The sequence below is a fragment of the Streptococcus oralis SK610 genome, from assembly GCF_000257455.1.
GTDB classification, from domain to species: Bacteria; Bacillota; Bacilli; order Lactobacillales; family Streptococcaceae; genus Streptococcus; species Streptococcus oralis_CB.
This window is the reverse complement of record NZ_AJKQ01000029.1, coordinates 1-20,512: the sequence shown is the minus strand read 5'-3', so window position 1 is coordinate 20,512 and position 20,512 is coordinate 1. Positions and strand designations below refer to the sequence as shown.

The 20,512-nt window shown below is 41.2% G+C and carries 17 protein-coding genes; 9 read left to right on the top strand and 8 right to left on the bottom strand.

What is annotated here, in order from left to right; genetic code table 11:
* Positions 1-12 precede the first annotated feature (12 nt).
* The 6 genes from cysS (at position 13) to dtd (ending at position 6,681) form a co-directional block, all read left to right on the top strand.
* The gene (cysS, locus tag HMPREF1115_RS10790) at positions 13-1,356 is read left to right on the top strand and encodes a cysteine--tRNA ligase (protein WP_000591141.1); all 1,344 of its coding nucleotides are present in this window, start codon (positions 13-15) and stop codon (positions 1,354-1,356) included.
* Positions 1,349-1,735: a Mini-ribonuclease 3 gene (locus HMPREF1115_RS10785; RefSeq protein WP_000567922.1), complete on the top strand. Its 387-nt coding sequence runs from the start codon at positions 1,349-1,351 to the stop codon at positions 1,733-1,735. Before cysS ends, HMPREF1115_RS10785 begins: the two co-directional genes overlap by 8 nt.
* 2 nt (positions 1,736-1,737) lie before the next feature.
* Positions 1,738-2,607 (top strand): helix-turn-helix domain-containing protein, encoded by an 870-nt coding sequence (locus tag HMPREF1115_RS10780; protein WP_000879844.1) that lies wholly within the window; start codon positions 1,738-1,740, stop codon positions 2,605-2,607.
* Between the two features lie 114 nt (positions 2,608-2,721).
* Positions 2,722-3,852: an ABC transporter ATP-binding protein gene (locus tag HMPREF1115_RS10775; protein ID WP_000229940.1), complete on the top strand. Its 1,131-nt coding sequence runs from the start codon at positions 2,722-2,724 to the stop codon at positions 3,850-3,852.
* Between the two features lie 139 nt (positions 3,853-3,991).
* Positions 3,992-6,208, top strand: a complete 2,217-nt coding sequence (locus tag HMPREF1115_RS10770; RefSeq protein WP_001123776.1) for a RelA/SpoT family protein — start codon at positions 3,992-3,994, stop codon at positions 6,206-6,208.
* A gap of 29 nt (positions 6,209-6,237) precedes the next feature.
* A complete protein-coding gene (gene dtd / locus HMPREF1115_RS10765; RefSeq protein WP_000691409.1) occupies positions 6,238-6,681 on the top strand; it encodes a D-aminoacyl-tRNA deacylase in 444 nt (147 codons plus the stop codon).
* A 30-nt stretch (positions 6,682-6,711) separates the two neighbouring features.
* On the opposite strand, the gene HMPREF1115_RS12315 is transcribed toward dtd, so the two are convergent.
* The 6 genes from HMPREF1115_RS12315 to HMPREF1115_RS10735 all read right to left on the bottom strand — a co-directional run bounded on the left by HMPREF1115_RS12315 (position 6,712) and on the right by HMPREF1115_RS10735 (position 11,108).
* Positions 6,712-7,125, bottom strand: a complete 414-nt coding sequence (locus HMPREF1115_RS12315) for a hypothetical protein (RefSeq protein ID WP_000732786.1) — start codon at positions 7,123-7,125, stop codon at positions 6,712-6,714.
* Positions 7,126-7,232: 107 nt separating this feature from the next.
* Positions 7,233-7,883: a metal-dependent transcriptional regulator gene (locus HMPREF1115_RS10755; RefSeq protein ID WP_000188540.1), complete on the bottom strand. Its 651-nt coding sequence runs from the start codon at positions 7,881-7,883 to the stop codon at positions 7,233-7,235.
* Between the two features lie 83 nt (positions 7,884-7,966).
* Positions 7,967-8,461 (bottom strand): thiol peroxidase, encoded by a 495-nt coding sequence (gene tpx / locus HMPREF1115_RS10750; RefSeq protein ID WP_000206535.1) that lies wholly within the window; start codon positions 8,459-8,461, stop codon positions 7,967-7,969.
* A 121-nt stretch (positions 8,462-8,582) separates the two neighbouring features.
* Complete coding sequence (locus HMPREF1115_RS10745) at positions 8,583-9,515, bottom strand: metal ABC transporter substrate-binding protein (protein WP_000733063.1); 933 nt, start codon at positions 9,513-9,515, stop codon at positions 8,583-8,585.
* Positions 9,516-9,540: 25 nt separating this feature from the next.
* On the bottom strand, positions 9,541-10,389 hold the full coding sequence (locus tag HMPREF1115_RS10740; RefSeq protein ID WP_000559774.1) for a metal ABC transporter permease: 849 nt from the start codon (positions 10,387-10,389) through the stop codon (positions 9,541-9,543).
* Positions 10,386-11,108, bottom strand: a complete 723-nt coding sequence (locus tag HMPREF1115_RS10735; protein WP_000619157.1) for a metal ABC transporter ATP-binding protein — start codon at positions 11,106-11,108, stop codon at positions 10,386-10,388. The genes HMPREF1115_RS10740 and HMPREF1115_RS10735 overlap by 4 nt, the downstream gene beginning before the upstream one ends.
* 179 nt (positions 11,109-11,287) lie before the next feature.
* Here HMPREF1115_RS10735 and HMPREF1115_RS10730 point away from each other — a divergent pair, with 179 nt between their 5' ends.
* Both HMPREF1115_RS10730 and HMPREF1115_RS10725 read left to right on the top strand, forming a co-directional pair.
* Positions 11,288-13,180, top strand: coding sequence for a M13 family metallopeptidase (locus tag HMPREF1115_RS10730; protein ID WP_000199232.1), 1,893 nt, complete (start codon positions 11,288-11,290; stop codon positions 13,178-13,180).
* An 88-nt stretch (positions 13,181-13,268) separates the two neighbouring features.
* Positions 13,269-14,033, top strand: a complete 765-nt coding sequence (locus HMPREF1115_RS10725; RefSeq protein WP_025171023.1) for a hypothetical protein — start codon at positions 13,269-13,271, stop codon at positions 14,031-14,033.
* A gap of 105 nt (positions 14,034-14,138) precedes the next feature.
* Here the strand turns inward: HMPREF1115_RS10725 and HMPREF1115_RS10720 are convergent, their stop codons facing one another.
* Both HMPREF1115_RS10720 and HMPREF1115_RS10715 read right to left on the bottom strand, forming a co-directional pair.
* Positions 14,139-14,768, bottom strand: a complete 630-nt coding sequence (locus tag HMPREF1115_RS10720; RefSeq protein ID WP_000690825.1) for an MBL fold metallo-hydrolase — start codon at positions 14,766-14,768, stop codon at positions 14,139-14,141.
* A gap of 101 nt (positions 14,769-14,869) precedes the next feature.
* A complete protein-coding gene (locus HMPREF1115_RS10715; protein ID WP_002882666.1) occupies positions 14,870-16,063 on the bottom strand; it encodes a ferredoxin reductase family protein in 1,194 nt (397 codons plus the stop codon).
* Between the two features lie 555 nt (positions 16,064-16,618).
* On the opposite strand from HMPREF1115_RS10715, the gene HMPREF1115_RS10710 reads away from it, so the two are divergent.
* On the top strand, positions 16,619-20,512 hold a 3,894-nt coding region (locus tag HMPREF1115_RS10710), incomplete at its 3' end, for a YSIRK-type signal peptide-containing protein (protein WP_000837687.1).

Here is a 20,512-nt window from a genome sequence, read left to right as displayed (position 1 = left end):
GGAGTGGACCGCATGATTAAAATTTACGACACCATGACCCGCAGCCTACGTGAATTTGTGCCCATTGAAGAGGGCAAGGTTCGCATGTATGTCTGCGGTCCGACGGTTTATAACTATATCCATGTCGGCAATGCCCGCTCAACAGTAGCTTTTGACACAGTTCGTCGCTATTTTGAGTATCGGGGATTTGAGGTAAATTATATTTCCAATTTTACAGATGTAGATGATAAGATTATCCATCGCGCCAAGGAAGAAGGCATCACACCAAAAGAAGTGGCTGATAAGTATATCGCAGCTTTTCGTGAGGATGTCTCAGCTCTGGGTGTAAAACCTGCGACTCGTCATCCGCGGGTGGTGGAGTTTATGGCTGACATCATCCGTTTTGTTGAGGACTTGGTTGACAAAGGCTACGCCTATGAGTCAGAGGGCGATGTCTACTTCCGCGTGGAAAAGTCTCACAATTATGCCAAACTAGCCAACAAAACTTTGGCAGACTTGGAACTAGGTGCTTCAGGTCGGACAGATGAGGAGACCGCCCGTAAGGAAAATCCAGTGGACTTTGCTCTCTGGAAAGCTACCAAGCCAGGAGAGATTTCTTGGGATAGTCCTTGGGGACCTGGTCGTCCGGGCTGGCATATTGAGTGTTCGGTCATGTCAACAGAGATTTTGGGCGATACCATTGATATCCACGGTGGCGGAGCCGATCTCGAATTTCCTCATCATACCAATGAAATTGCCCAGTCAGAAGCTAAAACAGGTAAGACTTTTGCCAACTACTGGATACACAATGGCTTTGTCAATATCGACAATGTCAAGATGTCCAAGTCCTTGGGCAACTTTATCACTGTCCATGATGCCCTCAAAACCATCGATGGCCAAGTCCTTCGTTTCTTCTTTGCCACTCAGCATTACCGCAAGCCAATCAACTTTACAGAAAAAGCAGTGCGTGATGCCGAGACCAATCTTAAGTATCTAAAGAACACCTACGAGCAACCATTTTCTGGGACTGTAGATGCTCAAGAGTTACAAGCTTTTAAAGATAAGTTTGTAGCGGCTATGGATGAGGACTTTAACGCTGCCAATGGTATCACAGTTGTTTTTGAAATGGCCAAATGGATCAATTCAGGCAACTATGATGCAAGTGTTAAGGAAGCTCTTGCGGCTATGTTAGAAGTCTTCGGAATTGTCTTTGTTGAGGAAGTTTTGGATGCAGAGATCGAAGCCTTGATCCAAAAACGCCAAGAAGCGCGTGCTAATCGTGATTTTGCGACAGCAGACCAAATCCGTGACCAACTGGCTGCTAAAGGGATTAAGCTCCTTGACACCAAAGATGGAGTGAGGTGGACACGTGATTGATGTCAATCTCATTAACGGAATTGCTCTTGCTTTTGAAGGGGATGCGGTTTATTCCATGTATATCCGCCGCCATCTCATCCTCAAAGGCATGACCAAGCCCAATAAACTTCACCAAGAGGCGACCAAGTATGTCTCGGCCAAGGCTCAGGCTCGCCTGATTTCCCTGATGCTGGAGGAGCAAGTTTTAACGGAAAAAGAAGAAGAAATCTATAAACGTGGGCGCAATACCAATAGCCACACAAAGGCTAAAAATGCAGATGTCGTAACTTATCGGATGTCGACTGGCTTTGAAGCTGTCATGGGTTATCTTCATCTGACTGATAATATGGAGCGTCTAGAGACCTTGATTTCGTGGTGTATCCAAAAAGTGGAGGCGTAGAAATGCTTGCAAAAGAATTACTAGACTGGTTTCCTGAGGCTCAGATTTTAGATCAGCCGATAGAGAAGCTAGGATATCTTACACTTCCTCTGACTTCTCAACAGTGGATTTTACTGAAGGAGTCCAATCTCACTGAACGTGAAAAACAGTTAATTGCCCTTTTAACCCAGCAGGAGCAGGCTCGTTCGCTCAATCCTTGGTATTCCTATCTGATAGAGGGTAGGGGGCAGGCGCCTCAAACTTTTAAAAAGATACAACTGGTTTATTGCCATCTTTCCTATTACCAACAGGAAAATCTAGCCTCTTGGCTGGATATGATGCAGACCCTCTTTCCTAACTGTCAGACAGTGTTGCAGGTCGGAGTTCAGGACTATGTTTTTGTTCTCCAGCAAGATAAATACACTTCTGTTCGCTCAATCCTATCCGATACGATTGAGGCAGTAGAGTATGACTTTGGTCTTCGTCTATCTATCATGTTGGGGCAGGTTTGGTCTCAGACTGGGTATCAGGCTCTGTCAGATTTAATCCAAGCAGAGCGGGACTTGTTTAAGGCTTGGTGGCGTCAAGGTCATCAAGGGGTTCATACTTTTTCACAGCTCTATCTCTGGAGTCTTGGGGAAGGACTGGTTGACCATAGAATTATCAAAGACTACCTTCGTCAGTTGATTCTGGACCAAGACCAGATTCAGGAAATCATTCTCTCCTTATGGGAAAATAGTGCAGTCCTAACTAAGACAGCTCAGCAACTCTACTTGCACCGCAATTCTCTCCAATACAAGATTGATAAGTGGGAAGAATTGACAGGACTTCAGTTGAAGGAGTTGACGGATCTCACCCTTTGTTATCAGTTGATTATACCAGATATTCTCTAAAGTTTTGTGCAAGTTGCACAGAACTTTTTTATTTTTTTGGTCACCTTGCCATAGAAATGTAAAGCGTTTTCATTTATAATATAACTATCAAAAAATAAAAGGAGTTCACCTTCCATGGTAGAATTAAATCTTAAAAACATTTACAAAAAATATCCAAACAGCGAACACTACTCAGTTGAAGACTTCAACTTGGACATCAAAGACAAGGAATTTATCGTTTTCGTAGGTCCTTCAGGATGTGGTAAATCAACAACTCTTCGTATGATCGCTGGTCTTGAAGACATTACAGAAGGTACTGCATCTATCGATGGCGTTGTTGTCAACGACGTAGCTCCAAAAGACCGTGACATTGCCATGGTATTCCAAAACTACGCTCTTTACCCACACATGACTGTTTATGACAACATGGCTTTCGGTTTGAAATTGCGTAAGTACAGCAAGGAAGACATCGACAAGCGTGTTCAAGAAGCAGCAGCAATCCTTGGCTTGAAAGAGTTCTTGGATCGTAAACCTGCTGACCTTTCTGGTGGTCAACGTCAACGTGTTGCCATGGGTCGTGCCATCGTCCGTGATGCAAAAGTGTTCTTGATGGACGAGCCTTTGTCAAACTTGGATGCCAAACTTCGTGTATCTATGCGTGCTGAAATTGCGAAGATCCACCGTCGTATCGGTGCTACAACTATCTACGTAACCCACGACCAAACAGAAGCGATGACATTGGCAGACCGTATCGTTATCATGTCAGCTACTAAGAACCCTGCTGGTACAGGTACTATCGGACGTGTAGAACAAATCGGTACTCCTCAAGAAGTTTACAAAAATCCAGTTAACAAGTTCGTTGCAGGATTTATCGGAAGCCCAGCTATGAACTTCATCAATGTGAAATTGGTTGGTGGTGAAATTGTTTCTGACGGTTTCCGCTTGAAAGTTCCAGAAGGAGCTTTGAAAGTTCTTCGTGATAAAGGCTACGAAGGCAAAGAATTGATCTTCGGTATTCGTCCAGAAGATGTGAATGCAGAACCTGCTTTCCTTGAAACATTCCCAGAATCAGTTGTCAAAGCAACTATCTCTGTATCAGAATTGCTTGGTTCAGAATCTCACCTTTACTGCCAAGTTGGTAAAGATGAATTTGTTGCAAAAGTGGATGCTCGTGACTACTTGCAAACAGGTGCAACGGTTGAACTTGGATTTGACTTGAACAAAGCACACTTCTTCGACGTAGAAACTGAAAAAACTGTCTACTAAGCAAATGAAATGTCAAAACACTACTAGAGAAATCTGGTAGTGTTTTTTTAATGATTGGTATTGGCATAAAAACAGAGCTTTTCTAGTTTTCATATCCTTAAAAAAGTGATAAAATGGTAGGAAGAATTGGAGAGTATAGATGCCGAAAGAAGTGAATTTGACGGGCGATCAGGTAGTCGCTTTAACGAAAGAATATTTAACAAAGGAAGACGTTGCTTTTGTACAAAAAGCATTGATTTACGCAGTTGATTGTCATAGTGGGCAGTTTCGGAAATCAGGAGAGCCCTATATTATCCATCCCATTCAGGTAGCAGGGATTTTAGCTAAACTCAAGCTAGATGCCGTGACGGTTGCCTGCGGTTTTTTGCATGACGTGGTTGAAGACACAGATGCGACACTGGATGATCTGGAGAGAGAGTTCGGTCATGATGTTCGGATTATCGTTGATGGGGTGACCAAGCTTGGTAAGGTTGAGTACAAATCACTCGAGGAACAATTGGCTGAAAATCACCGCAAGATGCTTATGGCCATGTCAGAGGATATCCGTGTTATCTTGGTTAAATTATCGGACCGTTTGCACAATATGCGGACTCTCAAACACCTGCGAAAGGACAAGCAAGAACGTATCTCCAGAGAAACCATGGAAATTTACGCACCACTTGCTCATCGTCTAGGGATTTCCAGTGTCAAGTGGGAGTTGGAAGATCTATCTTTCCGTTACCTCAATCCGACTGAGTTTTACAAGATTACCCACATGATGAAGGAAAAACGCAGAGAACGTGAGGCTTTGGTTGATGAAGTCGTAACTAAGTTGGAAGAGTACGCTACCGAACGCAATCTCAAAGGGAAAATCTATGGTCGTCCTAAGCATATCTATTCGATCTACCGCAAGATGCAGGATAAGAAGAAACGCTTTGAGGAAATTTATGACCTGATTGCCATTCGCTGTATCTTGGATACCCAGAGTGATGTCTATGCTATGCTAGGTTATGTGCATGAACTTTGGAAACCTATGCCAGGCCGCTTCAAAGACTATATCGCTAACCGTAAGGCCAATGGTTACCAGTCTATCCATACGACTGTTTATGGGCCAAAAGGGCCGATTGAGTTCCAGATTCGGACCAAGGAAATGCACGAAGTGGCTGAGTACGGGGTAGCAGCTCACTGGGCATATAAGAAAGGCATTAAAGGGCAGGTCAACAGCAAGGAATCTGCTATTGGAATGAACTGGATCAAGGAGATGATGGAGCTCCAAGACCAGGCTGATGATGCAAAGGAATTTGTGGACTCTGTTAAAGAAAACTATCTGGCGGAGGAGATTTACGTCTTTACTCCAGATGGTGCAGTTCGTTCCCTTCCAAAAGATTCAGGACCGATTGACTTTGCCTATGAAATCCATACCAAAGTCGGTGAAAAAGCGACTGGTGCCAAGGTCAATGGACGTATGGTTCCGCTGACAACTAAGCTTAAGACAGGGGATCAGGTTGAAATTATCACCAACCCCAACTCCTTTGGTCCGAGTCGTGACTGGCTCAACATGGTCAAGACCAGCAAGGCGCGCAACAAGATTCGTCAGTTCTTTAAAAATCAAGACAAGGAATTATCCGTTAACAAGGGCCGTGAGATGTTGATGGCCCAGTTCCAAGAAAACGGCTATGTAGCCAATAAATTCATGGACAAGCGCCATATGGATGAGGTTCTTCAAAAGACCAGCTACAAGACAGAGGAGGCTCTCTACGCAGCCATTGGTTTTGGAGAAATTGGCGCTATTACCGTCTTTAACCGTTTGACCGAAAAGGAACGCCGTGAGGAAGAGCGTGCCAAGGCCAAGGCGGAAGCAGAAGAGCTTGTCAAAGGTGGCGAAGTTAAAGTCGAGAACAAAGAAACCCTCAAGGTTAAGCATGAGGGTGGTGTGGTCATTGAAGGGGCTTCAGGTCTCCTAGTTCGGATTGCCAAGTGTTGCAATCCAGTGCCGGGTGACGACATTGTCGGTTACATTACTAAGGGACGCGGTGTGGCTATTCACCGTGTGGACTGTATGAATCTCCGTGCCCAAGAAAACTACGAGCAACGTCTCCTTGATGTGGAGTGGGAAGATCAATTCTCAAGCAAGGAATACACTGCCCACATCGATATCTATGGTCTCAACCGTACAGGGCTCTTGAACGATGTTTTACAAGTTCTCTCCAACACGACAAAGAATATCTCAACCGTTAACGCCCAACCAACCAAGGATATGAAATTTGCTAATATCCATGTCTCCTTTGGTATTTCCAACCTCTCTACACTGACCACAGTCGTGGATAAGATTAAGAGTGTGCCAGAGGTTTACTCTGTTAAACGGACCAACGGCTAATTGTCCTAGCTATTACTAGAAAGGCGCTTATGAAAATCATTATCCAACGGGTTAAAAAAGCTCAAGTCAGTATCGAAGGTCAGGTTCATGGGAAAATTAATCAGGGGCTTTTATTGCTGGTCGGTGTTGGGCCAGATGACCAAGAGGAAGATTTGGACTATGCTGTGAGAAAGCTCGTCAACATGCGGATTTTTTCAGATGCAGAAGGCAAGATGAATCTGTCTGTTAAGGATATTGAGGGGGAAATCCTTTCCATTTCTCAGTTTACCCTCTTTGCAGATACTAAGAAGGGCAATCGTCCAGCCTTTACAGGTGCAGCCAAGCCTGATAGGGCATCAGACTTCTATAACGCTTTCAATCAAAAGCTAGCACAGGAAGTCGCTGTTCAGACAGGCATCTTTGGAGCGGATATGCAGGTGGAGCTGGTCAATGACGGACCAGTCACCATCATCCTTGATACTAAAAATAGATAAGAAAACCAAGCCAGCTGGCTTGGTTTTTATTTATAGGCACTCCCAGAAGGAGATGTGTTTGTCGTAAAAGTCGGGATAGTTTTCTCTTAGGTGGCTAGCCGTTATATAATATAAAGTAGAATGACAGGAAGTAAAGACTGGAGTAAGAGAGTAGAAATATTGAGGGCCAGTGATGGCTAAAAAGACAAATAATAGAAAATCGCTGATGAGCACTCCTAAATAGTAGAAGCGAATTTTTTTGTTTATCTGAGGATAAATCTCAGAGAACTGTTTTTTGAGTCGATTGACCAAGCGAAATAGCAGTAGTCCCTGAGCAAGGATGAAAATGAAGCAAAAAATCAGGCCTCTCTCCAAAGAAAGTTCGTATCGGGGTCTGAAAGTTACCAACAGTAGCAAATCGCTGACTACAATGGCTGCAAAATGGATTCTAAAGAGCTTTTTCATAGGAAGACCTCCCTCTTTTATCTAGCTTCATTCTACACCAAACGAATGGAACTTACAACTAACATAATAAAAAATCCCTGAAAGGAATTTCTTTCAGGAATAAGGGCTTAGTTGATTTTTTCGACATAGAGTTGTTTGGCGATATCGATGCTAACTTGGAGGTCTTCACCTTTGTTGACCAGTGTAAAAGTATTGGAAAAATTATCAAATTGCTTGACTTTGACTTGGTCACCGATATGGATTTCATGCTTTTCTAGATATTTGAGTAGTTCAAAACTATCATGAACGCGAGTCAGGAGATAGGTTCCAGCTTCTTGGACGTCTGCCAGTGGTAAGTTGTTGATTTCAACCAAGAGCTCTCCCTTGGCTGGGATGGTTCCTCCGTGGGGACAGGTTTTAGGGAAGCCCAGGAGTTTATCCAGTCTCTCTACGAAGAGATCGGATACAGTGTGCTCTAGGACCTCAGCTTCTTCGTGGATCTGGTCACTAGTATAGTCGAGATGGTGAACTAGAAAGACCTCAATCAACCGGTGTTTGCGATAGAGCTCGGAGACTAGTTTGAGCCCAATATCTGTCAATAGATAGCCGTTCTCCTTATCCTTGAGGATGAGATTCTCACTTTTCATACGTTTGATCATCTCTGTTACGGCAGGTGGAGAGACTTGCATACGGGCAGCAATTTCCTTATTGGTGATTTTCTGCATCTCCGTACCAATTTCATAAATACATTTTAGGTAGTCTTCTTTATTTGGCGTCATTCGTTTCCTCTTGTCTTTTCTCTCCATCTAGTATATCAAAAAAAGCTAGATTTCTCTAGCCTTCTGCCATAATGGCTTTGATTTTAGTCCAGTTCTTTCACTGCAGCAATAGCAGCTTCAAAGTCTGGTTCCGTGTTGATGTTGTCAACGTATTCTACATAACGGATGACATTATCAGTGTCGAGAACAAAGACAGCACGTGCAAGGAGATGCCATTCGTTGATCAAGAGGGCATAATCACGCCCGAAAGAATGGTCAAAGTAGTCTGAAAGCATGATGGCATTGTCAAGGCCTTCAGCCCCACACCAGCGTCCTTGAGCAAATGGTAGGTCCATAGAAACGGTAAGAACGACGGTGTTGTCGATGTTGGCAAGTTCCTGGTTGAAACGACGTGTTTGCGTTGAGCAGATACCAGTATCGATAGAAGGGACAACACTCAAGACTTTTTTCTTTCCATCAAAGTCAGCTAGCGTTTTTTTAGAGAGATCGGTTGTCGTAAGAGAAAAGTCAAGTGCCTTGTCTCCGACTTGCAGTTGTTTACCTGTAAAGGTTACAGGATTTCCGAGAAAAGTGGTCATGAAACTACTCCATTCTTTTTTCTTTTATTTTACCGAGAATTGTCAGATTTTTCCAATGATTTGACTGGAAATTAAAAGAGAAAAAACGACCGTTCATGTGAGAACGACGTTTTTTAGTGGATTACTTAGACAAACCTTCAGCAATCTTGTCAAGGTTGTATTTCATCATGTTGTAGTAGCTGTCACCTTCTTTACCTTCTTCAGCGATTGAGTCAGTAAAGATTTGTGCGTAAATTGGGATATTTGTGTCTTGTGAAACAGTCTTCATTGGACGGTCATCGACACTTGATTCAACAAAGAGTGATGGAACTTTTGTTTGGCGAAGTTTTTCAACCAAGGTCTTGATTTGTTCAGGTGTTCCTTCTTCTTCTGTGTTGATTTCCCAGATGTAGGCACTTGGAACTTCGTAAGCTTTAGAGAAGTATTTGAAGCATCCTTCGCTGGTTACAATGAGTTTTTTCTCAGCAGGGATATTGTTAAATTTCTCTTTAGCTTCCTTGTCCAGTTTGTCTAGCTTTTCAGTATAGTCTTTGAGATTTTTTTCGTAGAATTCCTTGTTGCTAGGGTCTTTTGCAATCAACTGTTTAGCGATATTTTTAGCATAAATTATCCCATTTTCAAGGTTGAGCCAAGCGTGTGGGTCTTCTTTGCCTTTCTCGTTTTGACCTTCAAGGTAGATGATATCTACGCCGTCACTAACTGCATAGTAGTCTTTGTTTTCAGTTTTCTTGGCATTTTCGACCAATTTGGTAAACCAAGCATTGCCACCTGTTTCAAGGTTGATACCGTTATAGAAAATGAGGTCAGCCTCAGAAGTTTTCTTTACGTCTTCAGGAAGTGGTTCGTACTCGTGTGGGTCTTGACCAACAGGAACGATACTGTGAAGATCGATCTTATCGCCAGCGATATTTTTAGTAATATCAGCGATGATTGAGTTTGTAGCAACAACTTTTAGTTTTTGGTTTGTAGATGCTGTATCTTTTTTCCCACTAGCACAGGCAGCTAATCCAATGATAGAAAGAAAAAGAACGAGCAATGTACCTAATTTTTTCATTAGATTCCTCCAGAAGGGTTTCCCCTTATTTATTGATTTTTTTATTTTTTAGTTTCAAGTATCGTTGCTTTGGAGAGATAAAGAAACTGATTAAGAAGAAGCTGGCAGATGTGAGCACGATGCTGGATCCTGCTGCGAGATTGAAGCTATAGCCGATAAAGAGTCCCAAAACAGAAGCGGTTGCCCCTAGGGTTGATGAAAGAAAAATCATGCTCTTTAGGCTATTAGCATACAGGTAAGCCGTCGCAGCTGGGGTGATCAACATGGCCACGATAAGAATAGTTCCAACACTTTGCATGGCAGTGACTGACACAAGGGTCAAGAGCACCATGAGCAGATAGTGGTAGAAATTGACGGGCATTCCCATGGCTTTAGCCAGGAGTTCGTCAAAGGATGTAATCAATAGTTGTTTAAAGAAAATCCCGATAATCAAGAGAATCAATGCCCCCACACCAATGGTGATCCACATGTCCGTATCTTGGACAGCGAGGATATTCCCAAAAAGGATATGGAAGAGGTCTGTCGAACTCTTGGCAACACTAATCAAGATGACACCTAAGGCTAAGAAAGATGAAAAGGTAATACCAATGGCAGTGTCACTCTTGATGATAGAGTTACCCTTGATGTAGGTAATGATGATGGAAGCCATCAAGCCAAAGATAATGGCTCCAATAAAGAAATCAATTCCCAAGATAAAGGAAAGGGCTACGCCGGGCAAAACTGCGTGAGAAATGGCATCCCCCATGAGAGACATTCCACGTAGGATGATAAAACATCCCACAGCTCCAGCAACCACTCCGATGACTATAGCTGTTATCAAGGCATTTTGTAGGAAATGGAAATGTTGCAATCCATCGATAAATTCTGCTATCATAGGTCACCTCCATTAAAGAAGAGCTTGCTACCATAAGCTTTTTTGAGATTGACTTCGGTAAAGGTTTCTTCAGTTGGACCAATAGCTACCAATTCTCGATTGAGAAGCATAACTTGGTCGAAATAATGGGGGACTTTACTGAGGTCATGATGGACGATGAGAACTGTTTTACCAGCTTTTTTAAGGTTTCTCAGTGTATTCATGATAATCTCTTCACTGATCGAGTCAATCCCGACAAAAGGCTCATCTAAAAAGATGTAGTCAGCTTCCTGCACTAAGCAGCGGGCAATCAAAACACGTTGGAATTGTCCTCCAGAGAGCTGACTGATTTGGCGATCAGCATAGTCTGAGAGTCCAACGATTTCAAGTGCATCCGCCACTTTTTTCCAGTGGCTGGCCTTTAAAGTGTGGAAGAGCGGGATAGATGGATAGAGTCCCAGTGAGACACATTCCTTGACCTTGATAGGGAAATTGTAGTCGATATGGATTTTTTGCTCGACATAGGCAACTCGATGTAAAGATTTCTTGAATTCTTTGTCATCGAGAAAGGCCTGACCTTCATGTGGGATAATTCCCAACATACTTTTTAATAAAGTTGATTTTCCAGCACCGTTTGGACCAATAATTCCGGTAATAGTTGGTCCGTGGAGCACTAGTGAAATATCCTTTAGTGCCAACGTTTCTTTGTAGGAGACACTGAGGTTTTCGATACGTATCATACAATTGTTTTCCTCCTATCTTTTAATATACATTAAAAAAAAAATTAAGTCAAGTTAATTTTTGAAAAATTTAAAATAATAACTGAAAAATGAAGAAAAAAGAGAGACTATTTTTAATTGCATTCCCAAGTGTTTTTTGCTAAGCTAAGAATAAGTGAAAAAATGAAAGCGAGAACAAGATGACACGTTATCAAGACGATTTTTATGATGCAATCAATGGTGAATGGGAAAAAACAGCTGTCATTCCAGCTGACAAATCTCGAACAGGTGGCTTTATTGACCTTGATGAGGAAATTGAAGAGTTGATGCTGGCGACTACGGACAAGTGGTTGGCAGGCGAAGATGTTCCAGAGGATGCCATCCTCGCAAACTTTGTTAAGTACCATCGTATGGTACGTGATTTTGACAAGAGAGAAGCAGATGGGATCAAGCCTGTTTTGCCAATGCTCAAGGAATACCAAGATTTGGAGAGTTTTGAAGATTTTACCAGCAAACTAGCAGCGTTTGAACTAGCTGGTAAACCAAACTTCCTTCCATTTGGTGTTTCACCAGACTTTATGGATGCCAGAACCAATGTTCTCTGGGCAAGTGCACCAGGGACGATTTTACCAGATACAACTTACTACGCTGAAGACCATCCTCAGCGTGAGGAACTCTTGATGCTTTGGAAGGAAAGTACTGCGAATCTACTCAAAGCCTATGATTTTTCAGATGAGGAAATCGAAGACCTACTAGAGAAGAGATTGGAATTGGACCGTCGCATTGCGGCTGTGGTGCTTTCTAACGAAGAAAGTTCAGAATATGCCAAACTCTATCATCCATACGCTTATGAAGATTTCAAGAAATTTGCTCCTGCCCTACCTCTGGATGATTTCTTCCAAACAGTTCTTGGACAAACTCCAGATAAGGTTATCGTAGACGAGGAACGTTTCTGGCAAGCAGCAGATCAATTTTATAGTGATGAAGCTTGGCCTTTGCTTAAGGCAACCTTGATTTTGGGTGTGGTCAATCTCTCAACCAGCTATCTAACTGATGAGATTCGTGTTTTGTCAGGTGCCTATGGTCGTGCTCTTTCAGGTGTGCCAGAAGCTCAGGACAAGGTCAAGGCAGCCTATCACTTGGCCCAAGGACCCTTTAAGCAAGCCCTTGGTCTCTGGTATGCGTATGAAAAATTTTCCCCAGAAGCTAAGGCTGATGTAGAGAAAAAAGTGGCGACTATGATCGATGTTTATAAGGAACGTTTGGCTAAGAACGACTGGCTCACTCCTGAAACGCGTGATAAGGCCATTGTCAAACTCAATGTCATCAAGCCTTATATCGGTTATCCAGAGGAATTGCCAGAACGCTACAAGGACAAAGTAGTGGATGAAACTGCCAGTCTCTTTGAGAATGCCCTAGCCTTTGCGCGTGTGGAAATCAAGCACAGCTGGAGCAAGTGGAACCAACCGGTTGACTACAAGGAGTGGGGTATGCCAGCTCACATGGTCAATGCCTACTACAATCCTCAGAAGAACTTGATTGTCTTCCCAGCTGCCATTTTACAGGCTCCATTCTATGATTTGCACCAGTCATCTTCTGCCAACTACGGTGGTATTGGTGCAGTTATTGCTCACGAGATTTCTCACGCCTTTGACACAAATGGTGCGTCCTTTGATGAAAATGGTAGTCTCAAGGATTGGTGGACAGAGAGTGACTATACTGCTTTCAAAGAAAAAACGCAGAAAGTTATCGACCAGTTTGATGGACAAGAATCTTACGGTGCAACGATTAATGGGAAACTAACCGTGTCTGAAAACGTTGCTGACTTGGGAGGAATTGCTGCAGCCCTTGAAGCTGCTAAGAGAGAACCAGACTTCTCAGCTGAAGAATTCTTCCACAACTTTGCTCGTATCTGGCGCATGAAAGGCCGTCCAGAATTGATGAAGCTTATGGCCAGTGTCGATGTGCACGCGCCTGCCAAACTCCGTGTCAATGTGCAAGTACCAAACTTCGATGACTTCTATACAACATACGATGTCAAAGAAGGAGACGGTATGTGGCGTTCACCAGAGGATCGTGTGATTATTTGGTAAAGTAAGTCCTTAATCAAGTATCATCTTGGGATTAATGATTCATTTTTGAAGTTTATCCATCTGAAAATGCAATGCTATCGAGGTTAACATGAAGAAATTTTTAATGATGCTATCAGCTATTCTTTCGATTTCAGTTCTAGCATCTTGTGGTCTCAATAAAAATAGGAACAATACAGAACCTTCATCTGCACTATCATCTGTCTCCAAAGACGATAAGACTAGTGTATCAACAGAAGCAAAGGCTGAAAATACTAGTGACTCGTCAACCAAGGAATCGCAATCGACTGCTGAAAATAAGAAAGAAACTAGACAAGATTTATATAAAGAAGTGATTGAACGCTATAACCACTTTACAGACCTTTTAAAACAAGGTAAGAGAGAAGATTTATACAAGGAAAATAAACAAGATAAGATTACTTCAGAAGAATATGGCCTGGTTTTCTCTCGAATGGATTATCATAATGCACCCGATTGGAAATACGCAATTGTTGATTTGAATAAGGATGGTCAAGACGAGTTGCTTATTGGCGATGAAAAATTTGTTTCAGCCATTTATTATTTGGAAAATCAAAAACCTAGCTTACTTCACACAGCATATATAGCTTCTGCAGGTGGTTTTCGCTCAGGATTTGATATTTATGAAAACGGTCAAGTCTCTTATGCAGACTGGCAGTCAACTCGTCCAGAAATGAACCTGTCTCTATATTCGTTTGATAAAAACGGAGTGCAGAAGATTAAAGAAGCAACTATTCAAATAGGTGGCAATGAAAAAGCAGAGCAAGTTTTAGATATCTCTTCTGAAAAGCTTGATTTGTCTAACATTGACTGGAAAGAATTGAATCGAGCTAATTAGTTTTGATTTATTTTTCTAGTTCAACTTTGATTCTTCTGAGCAAATATTGACATAGAAATAGAAGCTACAAAAAAACCAAGGATGTTATCCTTGGTTTTTTGCTTGCTAGAAAAAGGGATTAAAGGTCTTTTCGTGAGCGATCGTCGTAGCTAGACCATGCCCAGGATAGACATCGTAGTTAGGAAGTGTGAAGAGCTGCGTCTGAATGCTATGGAGGAGTTGTTCCGTGCTACCTGTAGGAAGGTCTGTCCGTCCGATGGTTTCTCGGAATAGAGCATCTCCCGTCAAGACTAGATGAGCATCAGGAAAGACGATAGAAACACCGCCGATAGAGTGCCCTGGGGTTGGTAGAACTGTAAAACGAAATTCCTCAAGCTGGTATTCCTCATGAAAGGTAAAGGTGTGCTCTGCTGGTTTTGCGACCACATCTGCCATATCATCGTGACGAGGGAGACCAGAGAGATTATCGACTGGAGTGTAAAGCCAGCTAGCTTCGCTCTCTGCTACATAAACTGGGGGATTTCCAAAAGTCTCGCGAACCAAGTCCAGACTCATAATATGGTCGTAGTGGGTGTGGGTCAGGAGAATCGCACAGACTGGTTTGTTGATTTTTTCGATAGTCTTGCGGATAGCTTTCCAATGGCTACCTGGGTCAACCACAATCAGGTGTTGGTCCCCTTCCAGATAATAAGTGTTTTCATAGGCAATGGGATTCACGGTTTTATGGATTTTCATACTGGCTCCAATCTCAAAGAATGTACTAAACTAAGTATAGCATAGAAGAGAGAAATAAAGTGAAAAGAAAGTCCCTCTTTTGTGTTAGAGGGACAATGATCTTATTTAAACTTGAAACCTTCGTAAATGAGTTTTGCTTTGGGATTCTTTTTCTTAATTTGCTTGGCAAGGGCCTTCATCATAGGAAGAGGTCCACACATATAGACTGTAGTCTGGTCAGGGATTTCTTCTTGATCCAAAGTCAGGTATCCTTTTTCATTGCTATCGACTAGCTGCAGGTCAAAGTTAGCATTTTGACGGGCGTAGTCACGAAGTAGATCTAGGTAGACAGCATTTTCCTCTCCACGGAAACTATAGTAGAAGCGGACATTCCTGTCTAGGATAGGATGCTCTCGGATATAAGAGATGAAAGGTGTCATTCCAATTCCACCTGCGATCCAGATTTGCTGCTTTGGACCGTGTTCCATAGTCATATGTCCATAGGCGCGATCAACTGCGACCTTGCTACCAACTTGAAGATTGTCATAGATATTCTTGGTGTGGTCACCAGAGTTTTTAATCGTAAAATAAAGAGTTCGTCCTTGTCCTCCTGAGATGGAGAAAGGGTGTGGAGCAGTTTCAAAACCTTTTTGGAAAATTTTTAGAAAGGCAAATTGTCCATATTCGTAGGTGAAAGGATGACTGAGTTCTATTTCAATTTCAGTCGTGTCGTGGTTGAGGCGTTTGATTCCTACGATTTTTCCAAGATAGGTGAAACCGACCTTTTGATAAAGGAAAATAATATAAAATCCTGCAAGCAAGCCTAAAATAGCATAGATTCCAAAGATAAGACCTAGGAAACTAAAGGAGAGGAGACGATTTCCCATGATCATCAAAACATGAAAAAGGCCAAAGATATAGGCTAGATAAACCAATCGATGAATCCATCTCCAAGCTTCATACTGGATGTATTGTCCCAGATAGGCAACCAGAACAATGCTGATAAAGATATAGATAGCGATATTTCCAAACTGGGCAGCCAAATGCGAACCCCAGAGACCACCCATGCTAAAGTTGTGTAGGGTTAGTAGGAGAATGGATAGAAAAGCAGTGAATTTATGAGCAAGATACATCTTTTCAAGTCCGTTAAACCAAGCCTCAAGCAGGGGTAAACGGCTAGCTAGTATAAAAGTAAGTGAGAGGGTAGTGAGAGCTAAACCAGGGATTAGAAACTGACTAGCGCCTGAACTAAGCCAAGCTAGGATAGTCAGAAGCATACTAAGTCCGATAAATAAAATACCTTTTAATGATTTCATAGTTGAAGTCCTTTCATGGATTTATCTTATATTAGATGTAATAAGATTTGTTACATTTTAACAAAAAAAGAATCTGTAGTCAAGGTTTAGGGTCTCGGCCTCTAAGTCAAATTTTCATGATAATCTATAAATAACGGCTAAGAAATATACTGTTAGATTTGTGTACTTCTTATAGAAATTTTTTTGTTATAACAATGTAAGTGTGGGAAAAATTTAACTTCTACAAAACTCTAAAAAATAAATTGATACATAAAAGTGTATTTTATTTAATTATTGGATAAGCGACACCTGAAATTTACATGATGTAAACCTCTGTGAGTATTGGTCTTTTAAAGTATTTGGTGTTAAATTATTTTTGTATTTTTCTCAAATAAAATAATTAAAAATGTTGAAAAAGAGAACAGAAAATGTTAGTATGAATATGCATATTGAATATGAGGATATAATCCTTTTAGAATAACGAAATTTAAAAACCAATTTTCGAGAAGGGAAAGAAATTTCGTTTTTTCTATATTTCAATATCGACATAATAAAAATAGGGAGGTTGTTTTTCTTATGAAGAGTAAGCAACAGGATTTTAGAACGGAGAAATACATTCGATACGGGATTCGAAAGTATAGTTTAGGAGTAGCATCAGTAGCAATTTCAGCAGGTTTGATGTTTTTGGGCAATGGAGCAGTATCAGCGATGGAACTTCAAGGAGCAGATACTACGCTTGTTTCAACATCGACATTGAATACGGAATCTTCTACGGAAACAGAAAAACCAGAAACTTCGATAGAAAAAGAAAAAGAAGTTGCCCTTAAGACGGTTGATAAAACGGATTTAGTTAAAAAAATTACAGAACTTGAAGAGAAAGTAAAAACAGCAAAGAATATAGATGACGTGGTACTAACATCTGCTAAAGAGCTATTAGATTCTGCGAAATCTGTCATCTCAAAAGAGATAGTTGAGCAAGAGGAAGTGGATACTGAACTTGCTAAGATTAAAGAGTTAATTACGGTATTTGCTGAGTCTGTCGAAGTTGGGAAAATAACGGAATCTACAGAAAAAGCAGAAGAAACCAAAGAAACAAAAGAAACTGTTGTACCAGTCCAAGAAGCTAAAAAAATCTTAGAACAAGTTACTTCTGAAGCTGAGGTAACCAATGTTTTAGCAACTGAAGCAGTCCGGAAAAATAAGGTTGAGGGTGAAAACAAAGCGGCGATTGAGGCGGCGGTAGCTAATAATAAGGGAGTTATTGCAGAAACTAAAAAAGTCCTAGCGAATGATGCCCTTACAGCTAAACAAATCAATGATCAATTGTCACGCTTAAATGATTCCATTCTTGCTGTCTACAATGATCTGAAAAAAGCAGGAGTTGGAAAAGACGGGAACTTTGGAGTAGCTTTGGCTGCTCAAGATTTCTATGCTGAAGAGGGTTCTAATACAACTCATGCATCGGAAACAAACGCTGCAAATCATACTGGTAAAGATACCTATACAATTCCAGTACAAGAAATTAAATTAATTACGGGTACTGATGCTACAGGTCTAGAGATTGAAGTCTATTCTAATCAGCGGGTTGGTAATGATACAAATGCTGGAAATGGGATGCATACAGAACAAGGTGGAAAGACTGGTCATAACAACAAAGGACGTGTAGATTATCCATTAACTCCTGATGCCGCTAAAAAATTAGCAGAAGAAGCACCACTTTGGAGAAATAAACTCCGTGCGGATGGGTCAAGAATTTCAAACGCTGCGACGTCAATATACTCTGCTAACGGTGGTTATGAATACCTAGCTACAGAAATTTATGGCTATGGGTATGAACAAGGAGTTGACAGAGTTTATATTAAAGGTTTGAAAGATCGTATTGCAGTTACAGAAAAAGCTAAGCAAGCTGGTTGGAGTTTAACTTCTGTAACCCCAACTAACCTTGTGCCGGGCTTGACATACGATTCAGAAACAGACACAATTCAAGGAAAAGTCATAGCGGATATTGAAAATGGAGTTTATGATTTACGATTTAATATTACTGCGACCAATACAGATGGTCGAACAGTAACTTTCCAAATTCAGAATCTTCGTGCTGGTTGGGTCGGGTGGCAAGATAGCACGCCTCCTAAAATAAAATCAGATTCTGAGCGTTATGATCGTAAAGTAGGTGATGATGCTAATGTAAATATTCAATTCTATGACGAATCAGGTGCCAGTGCAACACCAGCAAATAGTCGAGGAACTTATAACTACACGACAGTTGAAGGAAAAGTTGTAAGAGTGCCTCAAAGATTTTCTAGAGCAGTGACAGGAGTTTCAGGATATAACACCATTGGTGAACAATTAGATGATTCTAAAGTCCTAATTCCAGGTACTAGCTATAGTGTTGCAAACAGTACTTCTGATGAGCAAGCTGCTGATCAAACGAATATGGGGAGAGGAATCATTTCTGGAAAATTAACTGAAGCAGGAATTTACACAGTCTCCGTATTTGCAAAAGATTATGATAAATTGGCTAATAATAATGTCTGGAACCAATCTGGACAAGAAGCACATGCTACTGTAACATTAGTCGTGAAACCAAAGGTTGAGGTTCAAAACGTTGAAACTTACTCAACAGTTGTACCAGTTAAAATTTCTAAAGGTGCATCAAGTGCTAAGGTAACAATGCCGGATGGTACTGTAACCAATCTAAAAGCAGTTAATGGCAAATGGCTCGTAGACAGTGGTTCAACCAACACAGCTGTTTCTGAAAATCAAGAATTAGGTATTGTAGATTCCGATATAGTCTTTAATATTCCTGTGACATCAGAGGCAACTGCCAAAGTTGGTGTTGATAATATCAAAGTAGAAGCATCTGCTGAAAATGTTAAGGGAACTTTCTTACGTGAACAAGTTGAGTTAAATGGAACGGATGGGCAAAAACATACTGCTACTTTTAATAAGGCTACCGGACACTGGGAGTTACCTAGCGACTATGCTGAAAGTAAAACACTGAATGGTGATGGTACGACAAGATGGACTAAACGTCAAGTGTACACAGAAGCTCAGCAAGACGGTGGTATGAAATTTTATATCTATGAGTACATTCGACAGCTTGATAGCACTGGGAAAGTGACAAGTGTAGAAACGCCAACTCGCCCAGAAACGATTTATGTTTCTAAGAATACTAATCAGGTAGGTGATGGAATGTCAGTAACTGTCACTTATGACAAACATTCAAATACCTGGGCGTCATCTGATGGAACGGAAGTGACTGCTACTAAGCTTGGAAATGACTCTTGGGAAGTTCATACTAAGTCAGGGTTTGGTGGTATTATTAGAGGGACGATTGCCACAAATACGGATGTGGCAACGGTTGTAAATACAAAACCAACAGCAACTTCACAAGATTATACTTCAACAAAAGGTACAGCTGTCGACCTTCGTAATGAAGCAAAAGCTGCAGTAAGCATCTCAGACTCTGAAGATGCTAAATATGGAAAAACTACCTATATCACTAGAATCACAGTAACATCGCCTTCAGGAGTTCAAAAAGTATTTGATACCAAACAAGATGTAAATAACTATAATATTGCTAGTGGATATAGCTTAAATGAAGTAGGAGTATATACTGTTAAGATTGATGTTATTGATAGTAATGGAAATTACACTACTGAAGCAACAATCGGTGGAACTGAGTCGGGAGTTGATCATGGAGTTGATTCATCAACCGCTACAACAACCTACCATATTACAGTAACTGATACGATTGAAGGACATAATGTGACTTCGACTGATGTTCAAGGTGCCACTCAAAAAGAAACTCCAACCTTTACATCTGTTGGAGATGGATCACCAGTAAAACCAAGTGCTTCTTCGCCTGCTAAGTTAGTAGATCCAAAAACAGGTGGATTTGTTGATACTCTAACAATTGATGGTCAGGGTACCTACTCAATTGATAATGAAACAGGCAGAGTAACCTTTGTTCCATTGAAGACATTTACAGGTACAGCAACACCTGTCACAGTTTCACTTACTGCAAAATTAGGAAAAGATGCTAATGATACTGATATTACAGCAACTGCTACAGCAACGTATACTCCAACTGTAATACCTGTTAAACCAACTTCTATAGATGCTGAATCCGAAGGTCCAAAAGGACAAACACAACACGGCACACCAACTTTTGCTGGTGGTAAAGTTGAAGTAAACGGTGTGGAGAAGACTGTTGAAATTGATGAAAATGTCAAACCAACCTTTGATGATAGTTCAACTAAAAAAGTTGTTCCGGGAGAAGGAACTTATACCATTGATGAAAATGGTGTGGTAACTTTCACACCAGAAAAAGACTTTGTTGGGAAGGCTTCAGGAGTTACAGTCAAACGAGTTGATAAGAACGGAACAGAAATAACTGCAAAATACACTCCGACTGTCCGTCCAATTACTTCATTTGTAGATACTAAGGGGAATACATTAATTCCAAGC